General features: G+C 43.2%; 29 protein-coding genes. 12 read left to right on the forward strand and 17 right to left on the reverse strand.

What is annotated here, in order from left to right; genetic code table 11:
• Positions 1-41: 41 nt before the first annotated feature.
• The 8 genes from HZA10_00350 to HZA10_00385 form a co-directional block, all read right to left on the reverse strand.
• Positions 42-890 carry a shikimate dehydrogenase gene (locus HZA10_00350; GenBank protein MBI5194752.1) on the reverse strand — a complete coding sequence of 283 codons (849 nt, stop codon included), beginning with the start codon at positions 888-890 and terminating at the stop codon, positions 42-44.
• Positions 868-2,160: a DUF512 domain-containing protein gene (locus HZA10_00355; protein MBI5194753.1), complete on the reverse strand. Its 1,293-nt coding sequence runs from the start codon at positions 2,158-2,160 to the stop codon at positions 868-870. Before HZA10_00355 ends, HZA10_00350 begins: the two co-directional genes overlap by 23 nt.
• A 50-nt stretch (positions 2,161-2,210) precedes the next feature.
• On the reverse strand, positions 2,211-2,771 hold the full coding sequence (locus HZA10_00360; protein MBI5194754.1) for a CDP-alcohol phosphatidyltransferase family protein: 561 nt from the start codon (positions 2,769-2,771) through the stop codon (positions 2,211-2,213).
• A 23-nt stretch (positions 2,772-2,794) separates the two neighbouring features.
• Positions 2,795-4,558 carry a formate--tetrahydrofolate ligase gene (locus HZA10_00365; protein ID MBI5194755.1) on the reverse strand — a complete coding sequence of 588 codons (1,764 nt, stop codon included), beginning with the start codon at positions 4,556-4,558 and terminating at the stop codon, positions 2,795-2,797.
• A gap of 147 nt (positions 4,559-4,705) precedes the next feature.
• A complete protein-coding gene (locus HZA10_00370; protein ID MBI5194756.1) occupies positions 4,706-5,161 on the reverse strand; it encodes a cyclic nucleotide-binding domain-containing protein in 456 nt (151 codons plus the stop codon).
• Positions 5,162-5,284: 123 nt separating this feature from the next.
• Positions 5,285-8,050: a formate dehydrogenase subunit alpha gene (gene fdhF, locus HZA10_00375; protein MBI5194757.1), complete on the reverse strand. Its 2,766-nt coding sequence runs from the start codon at positions 8,048-8,050 to the stop codon at positions 5,285-5,287.
• 151 nt (positions 8,051-8,201) lie between these two features.
• Positions 8,202-9,977 carry an NADH-quinone oxidoreductase subunit NuoF gene (locus HZA10_00380; protein MBI5194758.1) on the reverse strand — a complete coding sequence of 592 codons (1,776 nt, stop codon included), beginning with the start codon at positions 9,975-9,977 and terminating at the stop codon, positions 8,202-8,204.
• Positions 9,970-10,470, reverse strand: a complete 501-nt coding sequence (locus HZA10_00385; GenBank protein ID MBI5194759.1) for an NAD(P)H-dependent oxidoreductase subunit E — start codon at positions 10,468-10,470, stop codon at positions 9,970-9,972. The genes HZA10_00380 and HZA10_00385 overlap by 8 nt, the downstream gene beginning before the upstream one ends.
• A gap of 249 nt (positions 10,471-10,719) precedes the next feature.
• Here HZA10_00385 and HZA10_00390 point away from each other — a divergent pair, with 249 nt between their 5' ends.
• Genes HZA10_00390 through HZA10_00400 form a run of 3 tightly spaced genes read left to right on the forward strand, consistent with a single transcriptional unit; the run spans position 10,720 to position 12,345 of the window.
• Entirely contained in the window at positions 10,720-11,304 is a 585-nt protein-coding gene (locus HZA10_00390; GenBank protein MBI5194760.1) for a hypothetical protein, read from the forward strand.
• Between the two features lie 4 nt (positions 11,305-11,308).
• Positions 11,309-12,064 carry a nucleotidyl transferase AbiEii/AbiGii toxin family protein gene (locus HZA10_00395; GenBank protein ID MBI5194761.1) on the forward strand — a complete coding sequence of 252 codons (756 nt, stop codon included), beginning with the start codon at positions 11,309-11,311 and terminating at the stop codon, positions 12,062-12,064.
• A 23-nt stretch (positions 12,065-12,087) separates the two neighbouring features.
• Entirely contained in the window at positions 12,088-12,345 is a 258-nt protein-coding gene (locus HZA10_00400; GenBank protein MBI5194762.1) for a CopG family transcriptional regulator, read from the forward strand.
• 116 nt (positions 12,346-12,461) lie between these two features.
• On the opposite strand, the gene HZA10_00405 is transcribed toward HZA10_00400, so the two are convergent.
• Both HZA10_00405 and HZA10_00410 read right to left on the reverse strand, forming a co-directional pair.
• A complete protein-coding gene (locus HZA10_00405) occupies positions 12,462-13,256 on the reverse strand; it encodes a hypothetical protein (GenBank protein MBI5194763.1) in 795 nt (264 codons plus the stop codon).
• A gap of 220 nt (positions 13,257-13,476) precedes the next feature.
• On the reverse strand, positions 13,477-13,665 hold the full coding sequence (locus HZA10_00410) for a hypothetical protein (GenBank protein ID MBI5194764.1): 189 nt from the start codon (positions 13,663-13,665) through the stop codon (positions 13,477-13,479).
• Positions 13,666-13,927: 262 nt separating this feature from the next.
• On the opposite strand from HZA10_00410, the gene HZA10_00415 reads away from it, so the two are divergent.
• The 9 genes from HZA10_00415 to HZA10_00455 all read left to right on the forward strand — a co-directional run bounded on the left by HZA10_00415 (position 13,928) and on the right by HZA10_00455 (position 20,705).
• The gene (locus tag HZA10_00415; GenBank protein MBI5194765.1) at positions 13,928-14,476 is read left to right on the forward strand and encodes a dCTP deaminase; all 549 of its coding nucleotides are present in this window, start codon (positions 13,928-13,930) and stop codon (positions 14,474-14,476) included.
• Between the two features lie 16 nt (positions 14,477-14,492).
• Complete coding sequence (gene pyrF, locus HZA10_00420) at positions 14,493-15,206, forward strand: orotidine-5'-phosphate decarboxylase (GenBank protein ID MBI5194766.1); 714 nt, start codon at positions 14,493-14,495, stop codon at positions 15,204-15,206.
• A 311-nt stretch (positions 15,207-15,517) separates the two neighbouring features.
• Entirely contained in the window at positions 15,518-15,940 is a 423-nt protein-coding gene (locus tag HZA10_00425; protein ID MBI5194767.1) for an OsmC family protein, read from the forward strand.
• Between the two features lie 202 nt (positions 15,941-16,142).
• Entirely contained in the window at positions 16,143-16,601 is a 459-nt protein-coding gene (locus HZA10_00430) for a phosphatidylglycerophosphatase A (protein ID MBI5194768.1), read from the forward strand.
• Positions 16,602-16,710: 109 nt separating this feature from the next.
• Positions 16,711-17,181 carry a CinA family protein gene (locus HZA10_00435; GenBank protein MBI5194769.1) on the forward strand — a complete coding sequence of 157 codons (471 nt, stop codon included), beginning with the start codon at positions 16,711-16,713 and terminating at the stop codon, positions 17,179-17,181.
• On the forward strand, positions 17,160-17,738 hold the full coding sequence (gene thpR, locus HZA10_00440; GenBank protein ID MBI5194770.1) for an RNA 2',3'-cyclic phosphodiesterase: 579 nt from the start codon (positions 17,160-17,162) through the stop codon (positions 17,736-17,738). Before HZA10_00435 ends, thpR begins: the two co-directional genes overlap by 22 nt.
• Positions 17,739-18,018: 280 nt before the next feature.
• On the forward strand, positions 18,019-19,014 hold the full coding sequence (recA, locus tag HZA10_00445; GenBank protein ID MBI5194771.1) for a recombinase RecA: 996 nt from the start codon (positions 18,019-18,021) through the stop codon (positions 19,012-19,014).
• A gap of 46 nt (positions 19,015-19,060) precedes the next feature.
• Positions 19,061-20,218, forward strand: a complete 1,158-nt coding sequence (locus HZA10_00450) for a PilT/PilU family type 4a pilus ATPase (protein MBI5194772.1) — start codon at positions 19,061-19,063, stop codon at positions 20,216-20,218.
• Positions 20,199-20,705: a regulatory protein RecX gene (locus HZA10_00455; GenBank protein MBI5194773.1), complete on the forward strand. Its 507-nt coding sequence runs from the start codon at positions 20,199-20,201 to the stop codon at positions 20,703-20,705. The genes HZA10_00450 and HZA10_00455 overlap by 20 nt, the downstream gene beginning before the upstream one ends.
• A gap of 43 nt (positions 20,706-20,748) precedes the next feature.
• On the opposite strand, the gene HZA10_00460 is transcribed toward HZA10_00455, so the two are convergent.
• The 7 genes from HZA10_00460 to HZA10_00490 form a co-directional block, all read right to left on the reverse strand.
• Entirely contained in the window at positions 20,749-20,934 is a 186-nt protein-coding gene (locus HZA10_00460; GenBank protein MBI5194774.1) for a hypothetical protein, read from the reverse strand.
• Between the two features lie 55 nt (positions 20,935-20,989).
• Positions 20,990-21,670, reverse strand: coding sequence for a hypothetical protein (locus HZA10_00465; GenBank protein MBI5194775.1), 681 nt, complete (start codon positions 21,668-21,670; stop codon positions 20,990-20,992).
• Positions 21,671-21,681: 11 nt separating this feature from the next.
• On the reverse strand, positions 21,682-21,984 hold the full coding sequence (locus HZA10_00470; GenBank protein MBI5194776.1) for a gas vesicle protein: 303 nt from the start codon (positions 21,982-21,984) through the stop codon (positions 21,682-21,684).
• Between the two features lie 157 nt (positions 21,985-22,141).
• Positions 22,142-22,405, reverse strand: coding sequence for a hypothetical protein (locus HZA10_00475; GenBank protein MBI5194777.1), 264 nt, complete (start codon positions 22,403-22,405; stop codon positions 22,142-22,144).
• Between the two features lie 15 nt (positions 22,406-22,420).
• Positions 22,421-22,744, reverse strand: coding sequence for a gas vesicle protein K (locus HZA10_00480; GenBank protein MBI5194778.1), 324 nt, complete (start codon positions 22,742-22,744; stop codon positions 22,421-22,423).
• 1 nt (position 22,745) lies between these two features.
• Entirely contained in the window at positions 22,746-22,985 is a 240-nt protein-coding gene (locus HZA10_00485) for a gas vesicle protein (GenBank protein MBI5194779.1), read from the reverse strand.
• A gap of 4 nt (positions 22,986-22,989) precedes the next feature.
• On the reverse strand, positions 22,990-23,373 hold a 384-nt coding region (locus tag HZA10_00490; protein ID MBI5194780.1), incomplete at its 5' end, for a GvpL/GvpF family gas vesicle protein.

Genomic DNA, 23,373 nt, shown 5'->3' on the forward strand with positions numbered 1-23,373 from the left:
CGCGCAGGGTCGCTCCGACAAGGGAGGGGAGATATCTTCCCCTATCCGGCTTTTGCGAGTCCTGATTCCAGCGCCTTTCTCATTACTTCAACAGGCGGTTTTTTCCCTGTCCATAATTCAAATGCAAACACGCCCTGCCACAGGAGCATGCCGAGTCCGTTAAGAGTTTTACATCCTTTTTGAGAGGCTTTTCCAAGAAATACTGTTTTTTTATAGACTAAGTCACAGACAATATGCTTTTTGTTGAGGTTGCTTAAATTGATAGGCATCGGGTCGCCCTTTTTAAAACCGAGCGGCGTTGCGTTAATTATTATGTCAAACTCATCAAGCTGATGGCTGATAGCTGATGGCTGATAGCTGAAGAAAAAAATGTTTTTGCGGATTTTTCTTAAATCCCTCACAAGCTTCTCCGCTTTTTTCTTATCTATATCAAACAAAAATAATTTTCCTGCTTTCTCACTGAGATAATAGCTGATTGCGCGCGATGCGCCGCCTGCGCCAATTATCAGAATTTTCTTTCCGCGGACATATATTCCCGCCTCAGATAATGACTTCATAAATCCCCTGCCGTCTGTGTTATATCCGATAAGTTTTCCGTCTTTATTGACGATTGTATTTACTGCGCTGATGAACAGCGCTTCTTTATCAACCTCATCAAGCAAGGATACAACCTTTTCCTTATGCGGCACAGTGACATTTACGCCGGTAAGATTAAGCACTCTTACTGCCTTGACAGCCTGCGGAAGTTCCTCGGGAAGAACTTTAAACGGCAGATAGCACATATCAAGTTTCATTACCTTGAATGCGGCATTATGCATTGCCGGCGACAGTGTGTGCTCTACAGGAAAGCCTAACAATCCAAGTATTTTAGTTTTCCCACTTACATCCATCGGTTATCCCTTTTAATAATCCTTCAGGGGTAGACTCAATCGCCTTGACCCTAATCTGCAGATTTTCCTCAAGGTCCTTCAGCGTCAGATTGTCCAGAAATATGCCGGCGCCGTCTTTAAGCAAAACATTGGGAATTAACAGACAATCGCCTTTTACCTTCCCGATCAGCGTCTTCAGTATATCCTTGCCTGTAAGCAGTCCCGCCACAGTGATTGTCTGACCAAAAAACTTATTTTCTATCTTTAGAATCTCAAGGGAGAGTCCGTCTATGGCGCTGAATTTCTGAGCTGCCTCTTCAAGATACGGCGCAAAAGCAGCGCCCGTAATTGCAAACACTTTTCGCGGCTCCATCTTTTTAGGGATTTTTAATTTCTTCATGGAATTTAAAAATGACGGCGCCAGTCCGACGCCGTTTTCAATCTGAGGAAAGTCGCCGTATTCTCCGATAGGAGGAAATGGCATGTCTGCCTTTATGTATAACTCATCCGCCGCATATATTACGGGGTCTCCGTGGCGTTTTTTAAACCTCTTGCTGAATTGCCTGATCATCTCTATTATTTTTTCAGCCTCGGCCTTTTCAACAGATTTTACATGTGTCTTTCTGTATTTCGTCAATCCCACAGGAACAACTGCGATTGATGCAATATAAGGGTAAAACTTATACAGGTCCTTGATGGTCTTTGAAAGTTCCTCACCGTCATTAACCCCGGGAATTATTACAATCTGTGCGTGCAGCCTTATTTTATTGTTTACAAAATCCTGAATCTCGGCCAGGATATCCGGCGCCTTGGGATTGCCTAATATTTTTCTGCGCAGGTCATTGTTTGTGGTATGAACAGAGACATAAATAGGACTGAGTCTCTGCTCAAAGATGCGTTTTTTATCGGCAGGCGGAAGATTTGTCAGCGTTATATAATTCCCATACAGGAAAGACATCCTGTAATCGTCATCCTTCAGATAAAGCGATTTCCTCATACCCTTGGGCATCTGGTCAACAAAACAGAATAAACATTTATTCCTGCAGGACTTCGGCATGAACGGTTTCAGTTCAAAACCCGGGTCTGTCTTTTGCTTCTTTTTTATCTTAACCAGATGAGTCTTATCCCCCCTCTGGACTTTCAAATCCAGCGTCCCGTCCTTTGAATAGTACATGTAATCAATAAGGTCCTTGACCTGCGCGCCGTTGACAGACAGAATAATGTCGTCCTTTTTAAGTCCGGCCTCATGGGCAATGCTTCCTTCTGTGATATGACTAATTACAAGGCTCATTTATTGATCTTCCCTGCGGCAAGACCACAGGGAATACGCTCACTATCCATTTAACCGCTCTTAACCATCGCATTGTTGGAAATCTTCAATCCCCTGTAAATATAATGTATGCCAGAGGCTGCCGTAAGAAATGCAACTGCAACCATAAAAAATACAGGCATTTCGGCGTTCCCCTTTATATTAATTAATAACAGCGCAAACCCTATCAGGAAAAACTGGCAGAGGTTTGCAGCCTTTCCCACAAGGCTCGGCTCAACCCTTACGGTATGTGTGACAAAATAAAAAATCAGCCAGCCCGTCACCACAATCAGATCCCTGCTTATAACCGTAATTGTAAGCCACTTCGGTATCCAGCCGTAAACGCTCATCAAAATAAAAGACGTTATAAGCAGGAACTTATCCGCAACCGGATCCAGTATGCCTCCCAATGCCGTTATCTGTTTTTTCGCCCTTGCCAAAAGCCCGTCAAGTATGTCGGTAATTCCGGCCGACAGAAAAAGAATAAGGCTGTATTCATAGTAACCGTAAATTAAAGTCGCCGCAAAAAAAGGCAGTAACAATATCCGGATTATTGTCAAAATATTGGGAAGATTGCCTGTTATCGGTCCCAAAAAAAGCCTCCACCTGAGTCTTTCTAAAACAGCCCTTTAACCTTGCCTGTATTTACATCCACGTCAACTCTGCGGTATGCAGGGTCTGATGCTGTTCCCGGCATCAACTTAATTGCGCCTGCAACCGGAACAACAAAGCCCGCGCCTTTGTAAGTGAGAATGTCACGGATGAGAAGCTTCCACCCTTTTGGCACGCCTTTTAAATTAGGATTGTCGGTTAAACTCAGATGGGTCTTGACCATGCATGTTCCGAGTTTTGAAGTCTCGGGGTCTTCCTCCATCTTCTTTGCCTTTACAAACGCATCAGGAGCATATTCCACGCCGTCTGCTCCGTAAACTTCTGTTGCAATTAATTCAATGCGCTTGCGTAATGGTGTGGAAAGTTCATAAAGAAACTTGAAGTTGTTCGGTTCATTGCACGCATCAACAACCGCATCCGCAAGTTCAAGGGCCCCTTCACCGCCAAACTGCCAGTGTTTTGAGAGCGCAACTCTTGCGCCTGCCGTCTCTGCAATCCTGCGGACAGCCTTTATCTCATTGTCGGTGTCTGTATAAAAAGCGTTTATGCAGACAACAGGATTAATGCCTGCCTTCTTAACGACATTCACCAGATGAATAAGATTTACACAGCCCTTTTCCACCCAGCCGACATTTTCACCCTTGTATTCTTCAGGTATCGGCCTTCCCGGCACAGGAATCGGAGCGCCGCCGTGGCATTTTAAGGCCCTGATTGTAGCAACGAGAACCGCTGCATTAGGCTTCAGTCCTGAGAACCTGCATTTTAGATTCCAGAATTTCTCAAAACCGATGTCTGCCGCAAACCCGGACTCCGTCACATTATAATCAGCAAGCTTAAGTCCGATCCTGTCTGCAATAATAGACGACTGCCCGATTGCAATATTGGCAAAAGGACCTGCATGTACAAGGACCGGCTGTCCCTCAATCGTCTGCATGAGATTGGGATTGAGCGCCTCCACCATCCAGGCAGTCATTGCGCCTGCGACATTAAGGTCTTCTGTTGTAACGGGCTTGCCGCTCTTGTCATAGGCCACAACAATCCTCCCCATTCTCTCTCTCATGTCCTTTAAATCTTTTGCGACAGCAAGGATAGCCATAACCTCTGATGAAACCGCTATTGCAAATCCGGAATTCATCATAAAGCCGTCGTTTTTGCCGCCTAATCCTATTGTTATCTCTCTTAACGCCTGCGCACAGAAATCCATTATCCATTTCATCTCAATATTGCGCGGGTCAATGTTGAGCCTCTTTAATTTGCGCTTCGCAAGCTGTTCGTCAGTGTAGTTGAATTCGTGCTGTATGCGGGACGTAAGCGCAACCATTGCAAGATTGTGAGCATTCATGATTGCATTGATGTCGCCGGTAAGCCCTAATGAAAACGGGGTCAGAGGAATGCACTGCGACAATCCGCCGCCTGCGGCAGAACCCTTAATGTTCATCGTCGGTCCGCCGGATGGCTGCCGGATGGCTGCTATAACATTCTTTTTACGCTTGCCAAGCCCCTGAGTCAATCCGATTGTTGTTGTTGACTTGCCTTCTCCCAGAGGGGTCGGTGTAATAGCGGTAACATCAATGTATTTTCCGTCCGGTCTGCCGGCAAGACGTTTCAGTATCTTATTAAAGTCAAGCTTTGCCACATAATGCCCGTGCGGCAAAAGTTCTTCCTTTTCAAGACCAAGTTCCTCTCCTAACTGATAAACAGTCTTCATGTGCGCTTCAGCGGCTTCTGCAATCTCCCAGTCTGCGTGCTTGGTTGGATCAATCGGCATTGTTTAAAATCCTCCTCTTCAATTATTTAGTTTAAACTTGTTCAAGTTTGTTCAAGTTTGTTCAAAGAGTTTAATATGGTTCAATGTTGTTCAAAATTAAACCATCTTGAACCATTTGAACCATTTAAACTCTTTGAACAATGTTCTTTAGTAGCTTATCAGCATACCTAAAAACTTCTCGTTCATGCGCCTTAAATTTTTGCATATGATTAAAAGCATCTTCTTCGTTATCTTTACGGCAAGGACAAGATTCTCCTTCTCCATTTTTTCAAAATCTTCTTTTGGTATCAGAAATATCTCCGTATTTTCAAGCGCGACTGCATTTGCCTCATGCCGTCTTTTTTCAAGTATTGACAGCTCTCCTAAAAAATGGCCTGTCCCCAGAATGGCAAGTGTCTGTTTCCATTCGTCAGGAGTGACCTTGGAAATTTCTACTTTCCCGGAATGTATGAGATAGAGCCCTTTTGTCTCTTCCTTTTCCTTAAAAAGATATTCGCCTTTTTTAAAAGACAGCTTTTTTACTATCTTCGCAATGCTTTCAAGCCCTGCCTCATCAATGTCTTCAAGCAGGACCTGCTGTTTTAATATCGCCGGCTTAATCATAATACCCCCTCTGCATAATATGTTATCATTCCCGCGAAAGCGGGAATCCAGGAAACAACTTTCTGGATTCCGCATTCCCGATACATCGGGGCGGAATGACGAAATTAAGGAAATTCTTAACTCTTAACTTTTAACTCTTAACTTTTCTATCTTCACCGCACATACCTTCAGCTCAGGTATCTTACACACAGGGTCAAGGGCGGTATTTGTAAGGACATTGGCTGCTGCCTCCCTGTAGTGGAATGGTATAAACACCATTCCCTTTACAGGTTTTTCTGAAATCTGCACCTTGATTTCTATCTCCCCCCTCCTTGAAGATACCTTTACCGCCTGCCCTTCGGTAATGCCGAGCCTGCCGGCATCCTCAGGGTTCAGTTCAACATATGCCTCAGGGGCAACAGCATTTAATGCATCTACCCTTCTCGTCATTGAACCGGTGTGATAATGAAAAAGCTGCCTTCCCGTAGAAAGCAGAAACGGATACTCTTCGTCAGGAAGTTCCTGTGAACGCCTGTATTCTACCACAGTAAACACCGCTTTTCCCTTTGGGAAGCCTCCTTTAAAAAGATACGGAGTCCCGGGATGGTCCAGCGTGGGGCAGGGCCATTGAATTCCGTGTTTATCAATCCTTCCGTAAGTAATGCCTTTGACAGTCTGCCAGACGTTTCCGATTTCCTGAAAGACTTCTTCCACGAAATTATACTTCATAACAAAGTCAAGCCTTCTGCTTAACTCTGAAATTATCCATAAATCCTCTCTGGCCTCTCCGGGAGGATTTAATGCCTTCCTTACCCTTTGCACCCTTCTTTCAGTATTGGTAAAAGTCCCTTCTTTTTCCGCAAAACTCGCCGCAGGCAATACCACATCTGCAAGCGCCGCCGTCTCTGTCATAAATATATCCTGAACAACAAGGAAGTCAAGATTCTTTAATGCCTTTACCGTATGATTCATATCAGGGTCGCTCATCACAGGATTTTCACCCATAACATAAAACGCCTTCAGTCTTCCGTCAAGCGCAGCACCGGTCATTTCCGTCGCAGTCATTCCGGGCTTGTCTGAAAGCTTTGCGTTCCAGGCCTCTTCAAACTTGGTCCTGACGGCCGGCATATCAACCCTCTGATAGCCTGTATAGAGATTAGGAATGCACCCCATGTCCGTAGCTCCCTGTACATTATTCTGCCCCCTGAGTGGGTTGACGCCGGTGCTTTCCATGCCGAGATTTCCTGTCATAAGGGCCAGATTTGCAATTGCATAGACATTCTCAGTGCCGTGTGAATGCTGTGTTACGCCCATAGTGTAATATATGGCAGGATACTGCGCCCTGCCGTACAGCAATGCGGCGTCAATTATTTTTTGCTTTGGAACTCCTGTAATCTTTTCGGCATATTCAGGCGTATATTTGCTGAGGCTTTCTTTAAATTCACTAAATCCCTCTGTACGAACGAGTATAAACACCCTGTCAATCAGTCCCTCTTTAAGAAGCACATGCATCATAGAATTCAGCAGCACTACATCTGTGCCTGATTTATGCTGAATCCATACATCTGCAAACCTTACAATATCAATCCTCCTCGGGTCGGCGACAATAATCTTTGCGCCGTTTCTCACTGCCTTTTTCATCTTAAGCCCGATAATAGGATGGGTTTCAGTAGTATTAGAGCCGATTATAAAAATAACATCATTGTTTTCAATCTCAGGAATGGAGTTTGTCATAGCTCCTGAGCCGAAGACTGTAGCCAGACCGGCCACCGTTGCGCTGTGTCAATACCTTGCGCAGTGGTCTACATTGTTCGTGCTGAGGCCTGCCCTGATAAATTTCTGGAACAGATAGTTCTCTTCATTTGTGCATCTTGCAGATGAAAGCCCTCCTATTGCATCAGGACCGTGCTTTTCTTTTACTGCCTTTAATTTTTCTGCAATATAATCAAGCGCCTCATCCCAGGAAGCCTCTCTGAAACTTGAAAAGGGGTCGAGGGGTCGAGGGGTTGAGGGGTCGAGTTTTTCACTTGAATCCTTGAATCCTTGAATCCTTGAACCCTCTTTTTTATCCTTTATTCTGATAAGCGGTTTTGTGAGCCTGTCACCGCTTCCCACAAACTGATACCCGAACCTTCCCTTGGAGCACAGCCATCCTTCATTTATAGTGTCTTCCCTTGATGTAATCCGCACAATCTCATTCTTCCTGACGTGAAGCGTCAGACTGCATCCGCACCCGCAGTACGGACAGGTTGTATCAATCTCTTTTATGTCCTTCTGCCTTCCCTTAAGTTCCCACATCTTGCCTGTCAGCGCTCCGGTCGGGCAAACTGCAACACACTGCCCGCAGAACTCGCACATAAGGTCTTTCTCAAAAGGCGTGCATATCTTTGAACTGAATCCCCTGTATCCAAAATCTATGGCTGCAACCCCCTCAATCTCATCGCAAGCCTTCACACACCTGCCGCACATTATGCACTTCTCAAGGTCTCTTTCAATAAAGGGGTTGCCGTCTCTCTTTTTGTAGATTCTTCTTTCCCCTTCAAACCTGTTTTCCCTGATACCGTAAAAATAAGCAAGCTCCTGAAGCATGCAGTCCCCTGCCTTTTCGCATACCATACAGTCATTGGGGTGGTCTGAGAGGATTAACTCAAGAATAGTCTTTCTCAATCCCTCAAGATTGGGGCTTGTTGTAGTCACCTCCATGCCCTCGCTTACAGGGGTAGTGCATGACGTTACAGGTCTTGCCATGCCTTTAATCTCCACAAGGCAAAGCCTGCACCCCCCGAAGGCCGTCAGCTTGGGATGATGACAGAGCGCCGGGATGGAAATATCAATTTTTTTTGCCGCAGAAAGGATATTAGTCCCTGCCGGAACCGTCACCTTTCTGCCGTCTATCGTTAAAGTTACCATAATTAAACCTTTCAAAGGGTTCAAGGGGTCAAGCGGTCAAGGATTCAAGTGATTTTTAGCTCTAAGTTATTCGTTATCCTAATAACTAATAACTTATAACGAATTTTATAGTTTACTCGCACCCTCGAATCCTTGAATCCTCTAACCCTATTTATTCTTTTTGCACTGCCTTAAACTTGCATACATCAAAGCATGCACCGCATTTTATGCATATATCAGCATTTATTGTATGCAGTTTCTTCTTCTCACCGGTCACTGCGCCTGCCGGGCAGACCCTGAGGCATGCGCCGCAGCCTTTGCAGAACTCTGCCAGGACAGAATACGTCAGCAGGTCTTTGCAGACGCCTGCCGGACATTTCTTGTCTTTTATATGAGTTATATATTCATCTTTAAAGTAATTTAGAGTGCTGAGAATGGGATTGGGCGCAGTTTGTCCGAGACCGCAGAGGGATGCTGATTTTACATCCCGGCTCAGTTGTTCAAGAACTGCAATATCGCCCTCCCTGCCCTCGCCTTTTGTAATCCTCGTTAAAATCTCAAGAAGCCTCTTGGTCCCTATCCTGCACGGCACGCATTTCCCGCACGACTCAGCCTGCGTAAATTCAAGAAAGAATTTCGCGACATTGACCATGCAGTCTGTCTCATCAAGGACCACCATTCCCCCGGAGCCGACAATAGAGCCGACCCTGGCAAGGGATTCATAATCCACCGGCGTATCCAGCAGTGATGCCGGTATGCAGCCGCCGGAAGGCCCCCCTGTCTGCACTGCCTTGAATGCCTTATCGCCCTCTATGCCTCCGCCTATGTCATAAATAATTTCCCTTAGCGGAATGCCCATCGGAACTTCTATCAAACCTGAATTCTTAATCTTCCCTGTCAATGCAAAGACCTTTGTGCCCTTGGATTTCTCAGTGCCGTAAGAGGCAAACCACTTGGCGCCGTTTCTAATAATGACAGGGACATTGGCAAATGTCTCCACATTGTTGATTACCGTCGGTTTTTCCCAGAGCCCCTGATATACGGGGAACGGCGGCTTGGCCCTCGGCATGCCGCGCTGTCCCTCAATAGACGCAATCAGCGCTGTTTCTTCTCCGCATACAAATGCGCCGGCGCCGAGCTTTACCTTTATATCAAAACTGAATTTCGTGCCCATTATATTTTTGCCTAAAAAGCCTTTTTTCTTTGCATGAGATAGCGCCAGTTTCAGCCTTTCAACTGCAAGAGGATATTCTGCCCTTATGTAAACATAGCCCTTGTCAGCGCCAATCGCATAGGCTCCGATAACCATGCCTTCAATGACCGCATGGGGATTGCCTTCAATAACAGACCGGTCCATGAATGCGCCGGGGTCGCCCTCATCCGCATTACAGATAATATATTTTTGAGCGGACTGGTTCTTTCTGCATATCTCCCATTTCTGCCCTGTCGGAAAACCCGCTCCGCCCCTGCCCCTCAATCCTGAATCCTTAATAATGCCTATCGCCTCTTCAGGCGTCATTGCAGTTAAAACTTTTTTTGCCGCTTCATAACCGCGGACTGCCGTGTATGCGTCAATATCCTCGGGGTCTATGCTGCCGCAGTCAGCAAGCACAACCTTAAACTGCTTTTTATGGAAATTATGATAATCCTCACCTGCAACCCAGTCCTGAACAGCGGTTTTACCAATTATGTGCTCTGTGACAATCCTCAGAACCATGTCAGGCTTTATAAATTGATACGTTACTTTTTCATCATTGATAATCACATCTACCAGCACGTCCTTTGCGCAGAGTCCGCGGCAGCCGACTTTGTGCATGGAACAGTTTTTCTGCACCACGGCGTCTATGCCTGCCGCTTTAATCTCCTTGTTAAAGGCATCCAGCACCTCAGCGCCTCCGGCGGCAATGCCGCCAGTTCCCATACACACCTTTATAATGGTGTTACTCATCTTCACCTTTGACGCCTTTCAGCGTCTTTATCTCTTTAATCAGCTTGTCCGCAGATGATTTGCCGTAAACTTTTTTATTGATTATAAATACAGGCGCAATACTGCAGGCGCCGACACAGTTAACCTTTTCCACTGTGATTTCTTTGTCCTTTGTGGTGTCCTCGTCATCTGACAAGCTAAGCTCCCTTCTCACTCCGTTCAGAAGCCTCTCAGAGCCTTTCACGTGGCAGGCCGTGCCGCAGCAGGCTGTTATGATGTTTTTGCCCCTCGGCGTTAGATGAAACTGCGCATAAAAAGTTACAACGCCGAAGAACCTGCTTGCAGGGATTTGAAGTTTCTTTGAAACCCAGTTTACCGCATCCTCAGAAATATAGCCGAGCGACGCTTCTATATCCTGGAGTATGGAGATAATGTTTCCTTCTTCTGCAATATGCTTATTAAGAAGTGCATTTAATTTTTTTTCTACATCCAACAATACTTCTCCACGAGCCATAGGCAGCACCAAACCTCCATGATACGCAGGGTAAATACTTGTATCATTATTGTTGCAGTGATGAGTTTAGAAGGCTTTAAACTTTACCACAGTGTAAAGTTTAGTGTCAAATTAATTTCTTTTTGCTGGGTATAAAATTAACTGATAAGGGCTGACAGAAGCGCCCTGATAAAAATCTGGCTCCATACTTGACTATATATCCATTATTCTTTACAATATTAATAAGGATATTGCTTATAAGGATAATCTATGAAAAAGATAGAGTCCCTGCTGACATTGCAAAAATCCAAAAGGGATATATTCAGTTTGAATGACCTGAAAAAACTCCTGCGGATTGAGAGCGACAACACCGCCTATGTACAGGCAAACAGACTGACATCGGACGGTATTCTGAAAAGAATAACCAAAGGGGTTTACTGCTTAAAGGACAGTAAACCCGATGACTTTGAGACGGCAAACTTTCTCTACAAGCCTTCATACATCTCTTTGGAATCGGCGTTAGCGTTCTACGGCATCTTGCTGCAGGCGCCTCAGACCATAACCTCTGTCACACCCAAAAGGGCAAAGAAGATTCATGCCGGGAACAGGGAATTCACTTATTCGCATCTGAATCAGAAGTATTATTCCGACTATATCAGAGAACAAGGCTTTATTATCTCAACGCCTGAGAAAGCGCTTATTGACACTATTTTTTTTGCCGGTTACGGAAGGATAGTAATACATCCCGAAGAATGGGTACTGAATAATATTGATAAAAAGAGATTTAAAAAACTGTCTGAGAAAATTGAGAGCAGGATATTTAGGAATTACTTTAAATCACTAAGCATCTGTTAAAAATATGCTCAGTAAAGAACAAATCAGGGAGTTGGCGCAGAAATTTGCCATTGATGAATTCTCTGTTATCAGGGAATATCTGCAAATTCTCTTTCTGTCAGAGCTTTATGAGCAGAAAGAGAGCTCTAAGATATATTTCAAAGGCGGCACAGCCCTCAGACTGCTTCTTAATTCATTCAGGTTTTCTGAAGACCTGGACTTTACCTCTCTGAGAACTCCTGATGAGTTAAAAAAAATTCTCGCCAGAGTTATCAGAGGGATAAACCTCATCGTGCCCGCCGCAGAACTCCGTCAGGTCAAAACCAACATCAACAGCCTCACAGGTTTTTTGAAATATAAGACTGATGAAATGAAATTCCCGCTCAATATCCATCTGGAGTTTTCTTTAAGGGAAAAACCGCTAACAGAGAAAGACATCGTTCTTGAGACATTGTTTCCTGTCAGCCCGTACCCTGTTATAAAATGTCTTTCATGGGAAGAAGTCCTCGCGGAAAAAATCAGGGCATTGATGCACAGGGCAAAAGGCAGGGACCTGTTTGACATCTGGTATCTTCTCTCAAAGGGAACAGAAATTGACTGGATAATGACTGACAAGAAGATGTCCTTCTACAAGGAAAAAGTTACGCGTGAAGATGTTTTTAGCAAGATAAGCGTCTTTGACCAGAAGATACTGAAATTAGACCTCGGGAAGTTTCTGCCTTTAAGTCAAAGAAAAATCGCCGTGCATATTAAAGAGATGCTCATGGAGAAGCTGAAATAGAGAATAGATTGATGCTAAAAGCAATGACAAAGAAAAAACCGGCTAAAAGCACAAGAGAATTTGACAGGCGTTTTGATGCCGGAGAGGACATTCATGACCTTTTAGATATGTCTAAGGCTGTAGTGGTCCGTCACGGCAAAAAAGTGCGCATCACGCTGGATATTGCAGAATCTCTTGTCAAAGAGATTGACGATGTGCGCAAAAAGATAGGAGTTGACAGGAGCGCCCTGATAAAAATCTGGCTCCATGAAAAAGTAAAACAGGAAAAATCTGCCGCCTGAATTTTGAAGGTGTTTGAAAGAATGTTTGGGGTATTACGCTTTATCGGCAAAGCCGAAGCAAAAAAAAGGAAACCATTCCCTTGTCAAAAATGGTCTCCCTTGAATAATTTATTAAGTTATGGTGTAACCTGCACAGTTGTGCCAGATGCCTTACAGTTATTCCTCTCGTTGCTTTCAATCACTGCATTTGTGTCATCCGCGCAGGCAAGGAGGTAATATGTCTCTTGAGGCATATTTGCCGGAATAGTCACAGTTACACTTCTTATACCGCGCGAGGTTTCGCCCGGGTTCAGTACAGGCACCGCCCTGCTGCCGGTCAGGCGTCTATCTTTAGCGCTTATGTACTTGTTAGTGGAAAGGTAATAGCGCGTTGTAGATACGCCTGAGGCTATATTCCCCTGATTCTTAACTGTATCACTAAGTTTAAAACTGCTCCCGGCTGCAGCAGTTGTAGGCGGATTGGTTACAGATATTTCAATAAGGTCAACTGCCTGACAATTACTGTCAGCAGAATCTATTGCCCCATCGCAGTCATTGTCAATTAAATCACTGCATGCAGGGTCGCCAAACGGCCCTTCCACAGCGCCGGGGAAGACATTAGGATTACTGTCGTCACAATCCACAGGACCGCAAGTACCGCCTTCTGCTGCATATCCGTCTCCATCATTATCTGTGCATTGTTCCGGATACTCATCAGCGCCAATGTCCGCTGCACTGTTGATTATCCTCGCCTCCCCGTCACAATCTGTAACCGGCAGTGATGGAGCAGTATTCACACCCTTGTCAATGCACGGCGAGCCTGCCTGAAGATGAAGATGATTGCTTGAAGTAAGGACTATCAGACAATCTGCCTGAATGTTATTGCCCTGACTATAATTATCAGTATCAGTTACAACAAGGTCTTCACTCATTGCCGTAACAAGGTCTGCGTTAAGACCGAGATCATTATTAAAAAGATTTACCGCAGCATAAAATTCATTATATCTTATAGGTACTATAAGAATTTTTTATAATGGGTTTGTGCAAGGAGTGGATTGGGGTATTGCTTATTTGGTTCGTTTAAACAATTTCTAAAAATTTTTGTGGCGTTAATATCTGAAGGTCAAACGGTAACCGGTATCAATAACTATTTTATTTCTTTTTCCCGTAGGTTTTTCTCCTTACCGTCTTAACTGCATTATCAATGTCTTTCATTGTCAGCTTAGTCTTTCTAAATGCTTCTGCAGCCACTTTAAATGCCGCATCAAGCCTGTCCTCAGGAGAAAGCACGGAAAGGATGTAATCTTCCGGATTTATTTTCCTTACTGCAGCGATACCCATTTTAAACACCTCCCTCTCGGTAATTATTATTGATCTTCCCTGTGGCGAGACCACAGGGAATCTAATGTAAGGAATTTCTTTATCATATTCGCTCGCTTGACCCCGTAGCAAGACCACGGGGAATACGCTCGCTATCCATTTATTTTATATTAAAATATTTACTTTTTCTATTATAATTTTTTGACTATAGTTTTTGACTTTGTCAACTGTTTGTAAATAGTCAAAACTTTATGTTAATCTTTTAGACCTTCCGGAGAAACTTATGGTAAAAAACGACCGCTGGGTTAAAGAGATGGCTGAAAAGGGGATGATAACGCCCTTTGCGGAAAATCAGGTGCGTGAAGGCGTAATCTCCTACGGCATAAGCGCCTATGGTTATGACATGCGGATAACCGATAAGTTCAAGATTTTCACTAATGTAAATTCAGCAATAATTGACCCGAAGAAATTTGACCCAAACAGCCTTATTGATTTTAAAGGGAACGTCTGCATTATCCCTCCTAATTCCTTTGTGCTTGCTACATCCGTTGAATACTTCCACATCCCGCGGGATGTTATAGTCATCTGCCTTGGCAAATCCACTTATGCACGGTGCGGCATTGTTGTCAATGTAACGCCGCTTGAGCCTGAATGGGAAGGCCATGTCACTATTGAAATCTCAAACACAACCCCCCTGCCTGCAAAAATATATGCAAACGAAGGCATTGCGCAGGTTATTTTTTTAGGCGCAGAGGAGATGTGCAGGGTTTCATATAAAGACAAGGCCGGGAAATATCAGGCGCAGAAGGGGATAACGCTGCCAAAAATATAACAGTGAACGGTGAACAGTGAACAGTGAACGAATCATCCTTGCCCTTGATGTATCGGATTTTGATGATGCCATGAGCATCGTCAACAAATTCAAAGACCACATTGATATTTTTAAGGTAGGCTCCGAGCTTTTTACAGCAGTCGGTCCCAAAATAATTGAAGAAATTAATTCAATAGGGAAAAAGGTCTTTCTTGACCTGAAATATCACGATATTCCAAACACGGTATCAAAAACTGCGTCAGTGGTATCAAGGCTCGGGGTCTTCATGTTCAATGTTCATACTCTCGGAGGGCTTGAGATGATGAAGCAGACAGCAGACACACTTACAAAAATGTCCCTTAAACACAATATTCCACAACCAAGACTACTCGGCGTAACAATTCTCACAAGCATTGACCAGAAAACGCTGACAGACGAACTCGGGATAGGGCAAAGGATGAAAACGCAGGTTAAACACCTTGCAGGGCTTGCGCTCAAGGCAGGGCTTGATGGTGTTGTTGCATCCCCTGAAGATATTGAGTCAATACGGTCGCACTGCGGAAAAGGATTTTTAATCGTCACTCCGGGAATCAGACCCTCGTGGGCGCCTATGGACGACCAGAAACGGACTATGACTCCAAAGGAGGCGCTAAACCTCGGCGCTGATTACATCGTCATAGGAAGAGCGGTCCTGGCACAAGCCGACCCGCTTACAGCATTAGAGAAGATTTTAGAGGAGTTAAGAGGTTAAGATTAGTGGTCAGAGAAAAATCCTGATGGACGCTGGCGTGCATTTGATTACGAAGAACTAATAAACCGTGACAAAGCAAGCCTCGACATCTTCTGGCTCAAAGACAAAAGCCTTGAAGATTCCGAAAATCTACCCGAACCCGACATCATCGCCTGCGAAATTGTTGAAGACCTTGAATCAGCGATAGAGCAATTCAAACTTATTACTGAAGATTTAGGTGGGGAAAAACTTTAAGGCTTTATTGAAACAAACAATACAAAAAATGGTATATTCTTTAGAGTTTGAATTATTTTTTGCAAGGAGACAGAAAAATGGCAAATGCAAAAGTTACCCTTGTTGACGGGATGCAATTTGTTGCCACTGCAGATTCAGGACATGCGGTAGTTATGGACAGCACGCAAAATGTCGGAGGGAATAATACCGGTTCAAGACCCATGGAGCTTCTTCTGATGGCATTCGGCGGCTGTTCGGGGATGGATGTCATCTCAATCTTAAGAAAGAAAAAACAGGATGTAAGGAAATTTGAGATTTATGTAAAGGGCGAAAAAGCTGAGACTGACCCGCATTATTACACTGACCTGCATATTGAATATGTTGTTACAGGCAAAGACATTTCCGAAGACGCGGTAAAACGCGCGGTTGAACTTTCACTTGAGAAATACTGTTCTGTCGGCGCAACGCTCGGCAAGGCGGCAAAGATAACGCATTCGTATAAGATTGTTAAAGAGGATTGAAAAAAATGCACTTAGTATTTAGCATAAGGCACAGCAGCCTTCAAAATCTTTAGAAAGCAGCAACGATTATTATATGTCATGCTGCAAATTTTATAGTTTTTTTAATAGAGCAATTTACTAAAAGGCAGCATGACCTCAAATGTGCTGCCCTAAAGCTTTTTCAGGCTGCTGTGCCTTATGCTAAATACATTTACTAATACTCATGAAATTTGACAAGCTCTATAAATCAATCGCCACCCTCGGCTTCATCGGCTATCTGCCTGTTGCCCCGGGTACATGGGGCTCTGCAGCAGGCTTTCTGGCGATTATTTTTTTAAAACCCGGCGATCTATGGCTTCTTTTAACCTCTATACTCCTTTTCATTTTAGGTGTGATATGTTCGGATAATGCGGAAAAGATCCTCGGCAAAGACAACACGCACATAATCATTGATGAACTCTGCGGTTACTTTGTGTCTGTCCTTTTTGTTCCAAAAGAAACAGCTTTTCTTGCAGCGGCGTTTTTTCTGTTCAGGTTTTTTGACATACTGAAACCGCCTCCGATAAGGAGATTGGAAATTACAATCCCCGGAGGTTTGGGGATTATGCTGGACGATGTTTTGGCAGGGGTTTATGCAAACATTTGTCTGCAGATATACATGATATTGTCTAAAATGGTTTAATATTGTTTAAGCCGTTAAATTCAATTAAACAATTTAAACAAACTTGAACGATTTGAAATGAGATTGCCACGCCCCGATAAATCGGGACTCGCAATGACAAAAAAGCGAAATGAAATCCCTTGAACAAAAAATCGGGAAGCTTTTGGCTGAGAAAAACCTCACCCTCGCCATTGCCGAATCCTGCACCGGCGGACTGCTCTCGCATATGATTACCAATGCGCCGGGAAGCTCTGCATACTTTGACAGCGCTGTGATATGCTATTCGCCTGAATCAAAGGTCAGGCTGTTGGGCCTCTCTGAAAAACTTATCAGTAAATACAGTACAGTCAGCCCTGAAACTGCAAAGGCAATGGCAAGGGCTGTAAAAAAATTGAGAAATGTAAAAATAGGGCTTGCAGTTACAGGCATAGCAGGTCCTGATTCAAAGGAGAACAAACCTGTGGGGCTTGTGTACATTGCACTTTCATACGGAAAGCTGACTTATGCCGGAGAATTCAGGTTCAAAGGGGACCGGGAAGAAATAAAAAAACAGGCGTCAATGGCTGCAATTGAGTTTTTATGGAAACATCTAAAGGTATAAGGTGTTTTATTGCAATAGAGCTGTCCCATGAAATTAAATCTGCCTTGCGCAGCCTTCAGGATAAGTTTAAAAAATTCGGGGCGGATGTGAGATGGGTCCATCCTGACAACATACACCTTACGCTGAAGTTTTTAGGAAGCGTAAATGAAAAGGATACACTAAAGGTAATAAATTCAATGACTGATGTCTGTAAAAAATATCCGGCTTTTATTCTTGAGATTAAAGGTATAGGCATATTCCCGAATATAAATTCCCCAAGGGTCTTATGGGTCGGGGCAGAAGGAGACGGCATTCTTAAAGGGCTTCAGAAAGATATTGAGCACGGCATGGAAAAAATAGGGGTTGAGCAGAAGGATAGAAAATTCACGGCGCATCTTACACTCGGCAGGTTCAGGTCTTTGACAGGCAAAGAAAATCTTCTCAAACAAATAAAATTGCACGAAAATGACAGCTTCGGTGCAATAGACATTAAGTCACTGTCTTTAATGAACAGCGAACTCCATCCTTCAGGCTCAAGATATACAAGACTTGCAGAGGTTCTTCTGGGTCAGAATTAAAATATTAGAATTGATCTTCCCTGCGGCAGAGACCGCAGGGAATCTAATGTAAGGAATTTCTTTTTATTACATTCGCTCGCTTAACCCCGTGGCAAGACCACGGGGAATACGCGCGCTATTCATTTATAATTTTATTTGAGTTATAATAAATCCCAAATTGATCTTCCCTGTGGAAGACCACAGGGAATCTAATGTAAGGAATTTTTATTATATTCGCTCGCTTGACCCCGTGGCAAGACCACGGGGAATACGCTTACTATCCATTTAAACAGGAGGCTACATGGCAGACAAAGAACGGGCAAAAGCCCTTGAAGTGGCAATCTCTCAGATAGAAAAACAATTCGGTAAAGGCGCAATAATGAGGCTCGGCGCTGAGGAAGCGGTTGAAATATCCATTATCCCTTCCGGTTCCATTGGATTAAACACGGCAATGGGCGTAGGCGGTTATCCGAGGGGACGCGTAATTGAAATCTTTGGCCCTGAGTCTTCGGGAAAAACCACTCTTGCTCTTACGGCAATCGCAGAGGCGCAGAAAAAAGGCGGAGCCGCCGCATTTATTGATGCCGAACATGCCCTTGATGTGAGCTACGCAGAAAAACTCGGGGTAAAAATAAAAGACCTTTTGGTAAGCCAGCCCGACACAGGTGAGCAGGCGCTTGAAGTTACAGAGACGCTTACGAGAAGCGGCGCGCTGGACATTATTGTAATAGATTCCGTAGCAGCGCTCGTCCCCAGGGCAGAGATTGAGGGAGAAATGGGAGACAGCCTGCCCGGTCTTCAGGCAAGGCTTATGAGCCAGGCGCTGAGAAAACTGACCGGGGCAATTTCAAAAAGCCAGACGACTGTAGTATTCATTAACCAGATACGTATGAAAATAGGCGTCATGTTCGGAAATCCCGAGACTACAACAGGCGGAAATGCGCTTAAGTTTTACTCCTCGGTCAGGCTTGACATAAGGAAGATAGAAAATATCAAAGACGCTCAGGAGTCTGTAGGAAGCAGGGTAAGGGTAAAGGTTGTAAAAAACAAGGTGGCCCCGCCTTTCAAGCAGGCGGAATTTGATATATATTTCAACGAGGGCATTTCAAAGACAGGAGAACTCGTAGACTTAGGCGTTGAAAAGGGAATAATTGAAAAAAGCGGCGCATGGTATTCATATGCCGGAAGCCGCATAGGACAGGGCAGGGAAAACTCAAGGGAATACCTGAAGACAAATCCTGAAATAGCAAAAGATATTGAATCAAAACTGTTTCAGGCGTATAATTTAAAGAAATAAGCTAAAATAAAAATATCAAAATGAAATTTTTTTTTAATTTTAAAGCATGCCTTTAAATACTATAAACACACTTCTTAAAAAAGCTGTTCAGGCAGGCGCATCTGACCTCCACATAAAAGCAGGCACGCCTCCTATTATCAGGATAAACGGCGAATTATCTTTCATGACCGGTGAAAAAGAACTCACTTCCGCGGATACCATGGACATTGCCTTTTCACTGATGACAGATGCCCAGAAAGAGGTCTTTAAGAAAAGAAATGACATTGATATAGCTTACAGCGATCCGGATCACAACAGATTCAGATGCAATTGCTTTATGCAGAGGGGCAGTGCAGGAATTGTCTTCAGGGTCATTCCAATGGAAATCCTTAAAATGGAACAGCTCAACCTCCCTGCCGTGTTAAAAAAAATAGCCCTGGAGCCGAGGGGGCTTATCATTGTTACAGGAACCACTGGAAGCGGTAAAAGCACTGTCCTGGCCGCCATGATTGACCATATTAATTCCAACCGGACATGCCATATAATGACAATTGAAGACCCGATTGAGTTTTATCATAAAGATAAAAAAAGCATCGTCAATCAGAGAGAAACAGGCAATGATACTGAATCATTTAACAAGGCGCTCCGGGCGGCATTAAGACAGGACCCAGATGTCATCCTCGTCGGCGAAATGCGCGACTTTGAGACAATCCAGACTGCCCTTGTAGCTGCAGAGACCGGACATCTGGTTTTAAGCACACTGCATACCGTAGACGCCGCAGAAACCATAAACAGGATTATATCCGTCTTCCCGCCTTTCCAGCACAAACAGGTAAGGCTTCAGCTCGCATCCATTCTCAAGGCTATTATATCCATGAGGCTTCTGCCCCGCGCCGACGGCAAAGGAAGGGTGCCTGCCGTTGAAGTATTAGTGGCAACAGCCACCATAAGAAGCTGTGTAGAAGACCCTGAAAAGACAAAGTCTATTAACGATATTATTGCGCAGGGCTTCAGCCAGTATGGAATGCAGACATTTGATCAGTCTCTTCTTGCGCTGTATAAAAACGGACTAATCAGTTATGAAGACGCTCTGAAGAGCGCTACCAATGCCGATGACTTTGCCCTCAAAGTAAAAGGCGTTCAAACCACCGGCGAGTCATTAGAAGAAAAAACAGATACATCCAAAGACAAGAAAAAAACTGAGATTGAACGGTTCTCGCGGTAGGAAAATCAGAAAAGCAGACGACTCCCCTGAGGCAGAATACCTTAAGGCAAAGGCTTATGCGCTCAAGCTTCTCAGTTATCGTTCAAGGAGCAGAAAAGAAATCGTAGAAAAGCTCGGTAAAAAAGGTTTTTCGCAAGGAGAAACTGAAAGGGTCATTAGTTATCTTAAAAACACAGAATTTATAAAAGACGAAACGCTTGCCAGACAGATCCTCCGCACTGCTCTGGAAAGGAAAAATCTCGGCAGGCAGGGCATAAAAATGCTGCTTTCAAAACGCGGCATTGAAAAAGACTTAATCAAAGAAACCCTCTCCGGGCTTACGGATGAGGAGGAACAGGATGCGGCGCTGAGACTTGCCGAAAAAAAATTAAAAAATCTGAAGGGGCAACAGAAAAATACCATAAAACAAAAACTCTGGAGGGCGCTTCAGCGCAAAGGATTTCCGGCAGATATAATCAATTCAGTATTGAAATCTATAAATCTATGAAGCACAGCAATCTGACTTTGTATAAGTTAAACCTAAAATCTACTTACTCAGGTAAACAGTCATCCCTAAAACAGCATCCCCATTGGTCACAATAGTCTTTAGCTGTACCAAAGCAAGGGGAATTACCCTCCGCAGTCTGAATAAAGTGTATTAAAACTTCCTTTTTCGTCCCACTCTTAGGCTCTATTCCCAATTTTTTTGCCTTTTCTTTTATCTCTTTTAGGTGCATTTTCTCCTCCTTTGAATTCTATGATAACCACATTGGTTCAAATTCTAAAACCTCCTTATTTTACTTTAGAAATAAGATATCTACCTAATTCCTCAAACCGCTCTCTATTCTTATTACAAAAAGGTAGTAATTTTTGATATTCTCTTACCTTTTCTATATCCTTTATTTCTTTAATTTGAATGTCTTTAGGAAGTTTCTCTTTGAGGTTATGATAAGCGCCGATAAAAATAATTCCTACCTCACCATCATTTAGGGTCTCTTCTATTCTTTTGGCTATATAATTATCTCTTTTATTTAAGAGTCTATTTTTGAGTAATTTATATCTTATAACTGCTGTTATTTTGTGTATAATTGACCTTGCCTGCGTTATAGCAAGCAGTCTATCGCGTTCTTCCTTAACCAGTTTAAAAACCTCTGTCTTAACTAAAATAGCTCCTCTTTTAAGGAGACTTAAAACTAACTCATGGTTTTTACTCCCACTTTTAGCTATTTCCTCAACTATCTGCCGTCCTATTTCACCTCCGGCTACCATCCCATCTTGATATATTTTCATTCCGGATGCATCTACAGAAGTAAAATAATCCATTATGACATCCCAGAAACCTTCAACTGTCCTCTGGTGTTCTTTCCAAACCTTTTCTCCTAAATCCGTGATCCCTCTTTCCGTTGCATCTTTTGCCAAAGAGCCAAGGTCAGCGCTTGTGTGAATAACCGGGACATAAATCAGTGTTCTCATAGCAGAATAAGTTATTTCGCCTTTAGTTTTTCTTCCAGGCGATCCAATCGTTTTTTAAGCGCTATATTCTCTTTCCCTTTCTCAGTCTCTTTGGCTTTAGTGGATAAATAAGAATCCTGCTGCCACCAATTTATACCCATTTCCATCGCCTTATCAACAGAACAAACCAGTAGCCTTATCTTAATATTGAGAAGGTCAACATCAGCAAGCTGAATCTTTATATCTCCGGCAATCACTATTCCTTTATCCAAGACCCTCTCTAAGATATCAGCAAGATTGGTAGCTTGAATTGCATGCGTCATTTGTTCAGCCATAAAATACCTCCTTCTTTGTCTTATGTTCGTATTGTCAAAAGTTTTTCAGTCTGTCATTCCGACTTGTTCGGAATCTTTCTTAAAGAGTGATTCCTGACAAGCAGGAATGACGATTAGTTTCATATCTCCACCTGTTTCTTATAAAACTTCTATTCCTTTATACCAACTTTTTAGCTCTTATAATTAAGCCTGTGGTCTTCTTACGTAAGTTTGCGATAAAACGGCAATTCTTGCAGTCTAAACTTTCGCTTTTATAGTCCGTGCAAGAAAGAAGCACATCTACTTCTTCTTGCAGCTTCTCTGCAAACCTCGCTTTTTCTTGTACTCCCTTTGCCTTATTAATTTTATCCGTAACATCCTTTATTACTGGCTCTTGCTTTTGAAATATTTGACAATTTATTTTGGCTTCTTCTTTATACATACACATCTTCTCCCTTTATAGCAAATCTCCTAAAGGCCCTAAATTTAGATTTAACTCTTCGTCCTTAAGCCCAAAAATATCTTTCAATTCCTTCATCTTATTCTCTAACTTCATCAATGTCTCACCGACCCGCTCAATCTCCTCATCAGTTAGAGAACCTGCCTCTACCCTTCTCATTGCCTGTTTTTCTATTAACTGCCGAAGTAATTCCACAATGGTAAGGACTAATTTTGCCAAGCCTTTTTCAACATTTTTAGGGTCAATATTAATCCTCTCAGGATTAACATCTTTGACTTCTTCTATGTCTTTAACTGTGATTACTATAGATGGTTTATCCATTTTATGTTGGCTCCTCAGTTGCGCCCGAAAAAGGGGCTCCTCTTAGTCGCTCCATAGTCTCTACAGAACTAACTAAAACCTTCAATCCGATGTATATAAGATCTACATCGGCTATGGAAATGACTATATCCCCGGATACAACTGCACCTTTATCTAAAACCCTATCCAAAACTTCAACGAGAGTAATTCTTCTTTCCTTTTGAATATCTAAATAACTATCTTTATCCTGTAAGGTTTTAATCCTTTTATCCACTTTGCTCTTTTCCCTTTGAAAGATTACAAAAATTATAAGGCGGCCAGGGGCCAGTACAGTCAAAATTTAAGCCCTTATCGTTATATCTTGTCTTAAGGTCATCTACCGCGTGTATAAACTCTGAGACTTTGTCCCTATCAACTAAAAATGCTGAATTAAAAACCATATCATCTTCTCTTTCGGTTACTTCTTTTGGCAGCAACTTGTTTATCCGCGCCTCGCAACTAAGTCTTTTAAATATCTCGAAACTCTCTTGACCGTATTCATTAATCCTCTTGTTTACCGCCTCTTTCATCAATTCCTCTTTTTTCTTTTTAAGAAAATATGCCTTGCCGGAAGAAGAACTGTTAATTTCCTTTTCGATTTTTAAAATCCC

Source organism: Nitrospirota bacterium (genome assembly GCA_016212185.1).
Taxonomy (GTDB): domain Bacteria; phylum Nitrospirota; class Thermodesulfovibrionia; order UBA6902; family DSMQ01; genus JACRGX01.

What these genes read in the sequence shown, in the direction of transcription:
- HZA10_00350 (MBI5194752.1), bottom strand. Translation starts at nt 890, where the DNA reads ATGGATGTAAGTGGGAAAACTAAAATACTTGGATTGTTAGGCTTTCCT.
- HZA10_00355 (MBI5194753.1), bottom strand. Translation starts at nt 2,160, where the DNA reads ATGAGCCTTGTAATTAGTCATATCACAGAAGGAAGCATTGCCCATGAG.
- HZA10_00365 (MBI5194755.1), bottom strand. Translation starts at nt 4,558, where the DNA reads ATGCCGATTGATCCAACCAAGCACGCAGACTGGGAGATTGCAGAAGCC.
- HZA10_00370 (MBI5194756.1), bottom strand. Translation starts at nt 5,161, where the DNA reads ATGATTAAGCCGGCGATATTAAAACAGCAGGTCCTGCTTGAAGACATT.
- HZA10_00380 (MBI5194758.1), bottom strand. Translation starts at nt 9,977, where the DNA reads ATGAGTAACACCATTATAAAGGTGTGTATGGGAACTGGCGGCATTGCC.
- HZA10_00385 (MBI5194759.1), bottom strand. Translation starts at nt 10,470, where the DNA reads ATGGCTCGTGGAGAAGTATTGTTGGATGTAGAAAAAAAATTAAATGCA.
- HZA10_00390 (MBI5194760.1), top strand. Translation starts at nt 10,720, where the DNA reads ATGAAAAAGATAGAGTCCCTGCTGACATTGCAAAAATCCAAAAGGGAT.
- HZA10_00395 (MBI5194761.1), top strand. Translation starts at nt 11,309, where the DNA reads ATGCTCAGTAAAGAACAAATCAGGGAGTTGGCGCAGAAATTTGCCATT.
- HZA10_00400 (MBI5194762.1), top strand. Translation starts at nt 12,088, where the DNA reads ATGACAAAGAAAAAACCGGCTAAAAGCACAAGAGAATTTGACAGGCGT.
- HZA10_00405 (MBI5194763.1), bottom strand. Translation starts at nt 13,256, where the DNA reads ATGAGTGAAGACCTTGTTGTAACTGATACTGATAATTATAGTCAGGGC.
- HZA10_00410 (MBI5194764.1), bottom strand. Translation starts at nt 13,665, where the DNA reads ATGGGTATCGCTGCAGTAAGGAAAATAAATCCGGAAGATTACATCCTT.
- HZA10_00415 (MBI5194765.1), top strand. Translation starts at nt 13,928, where the DNA reads ATGGTAAAAAACGACCGCTGGGTTAAAGAGATGGCTGAAAAGGGGATG.
- HZA10_00425 (MBI5194767.1), top strand. Translation starts at nt 15,518, where the DNA reads ATGGCAAATGCAAAAGTTACCCTTGTTGACGGGATGCAATTTGTTGCC.
- HZA10_00430 (MBI5194768.1), top strand. Translation starts at nt 16,143, where the DNA reads ATGAAATTTGACAAGCTCTATAAATCAATCGCCACCCTCGGCTTCATC.
- HZA10_00435 (MBI5194769.1), top strand. Translation starts at nt 16,711, where the DNA reads ATGAAATCCCTTGAACAAAAAATCGGGAAGCTTTTGGCTGAGAAAAAC.
- thpR (MBI5194770.1), top strand. Translation starts at nt 17,160, where the DNA reads ATGGAAACATCTAAAGGTATAAGGTGTTTTATTGCAATAGAGCTGTCC.
- recA (MBI5194771.1), top strand. Translation starts at nt 18,019, where the DNA reads ATGGCAGACAAAGAACGGGCAAAAGCCCTTGAAGTGGCAATCTCTCAG.
- HZA10_00450 (MBI5194772.1), top strand. Translation starts at nt 19,061, where the DNA reads ATGCCTTTAAATACTATAAACACACTTCTTAAAAAAGCTGTTCAGGCA.
- HZA10_00460 (MBI5194774.1), bottom strand. Translation starts at nt 20,934, where the DNA reads ATGCACCTAAAAGAGATAAAAGAAAAGGCAAAAAAATTGGGAATAGAG.
- HZA10_00465 (MBI5194775.1), bottom strand. Translation starts at nt 21,670, where the DNA reads ATGAGAACACTGATTTATGTCCCGGTTATTCACACAAGCGCTGACCTT.
- HZA10_00470 (MBI5194776.1), bottom strand. Translation starts at nt 21,984, where the DNA reads ATGGCTGAACAAATGACGCATGCAATTCAAGCTACCAATCTTGCTGAT.
- HZA10_00475 (MBI5194777.1), bottom strand. Translation starts at nt 22,405, where the DNA reads ATGTATAAAGAAGAAGCCAAAATAAATTGTCAAATATTTCAAAAGCAA.
- HZA10_00480 (MBI5194778.1), bottom strand. Translation starts at nt 22,744, where the DNA reads ATGGATAAACCATCTATAGTAATCACAGTTAAAGACATAGAAGAAGTC.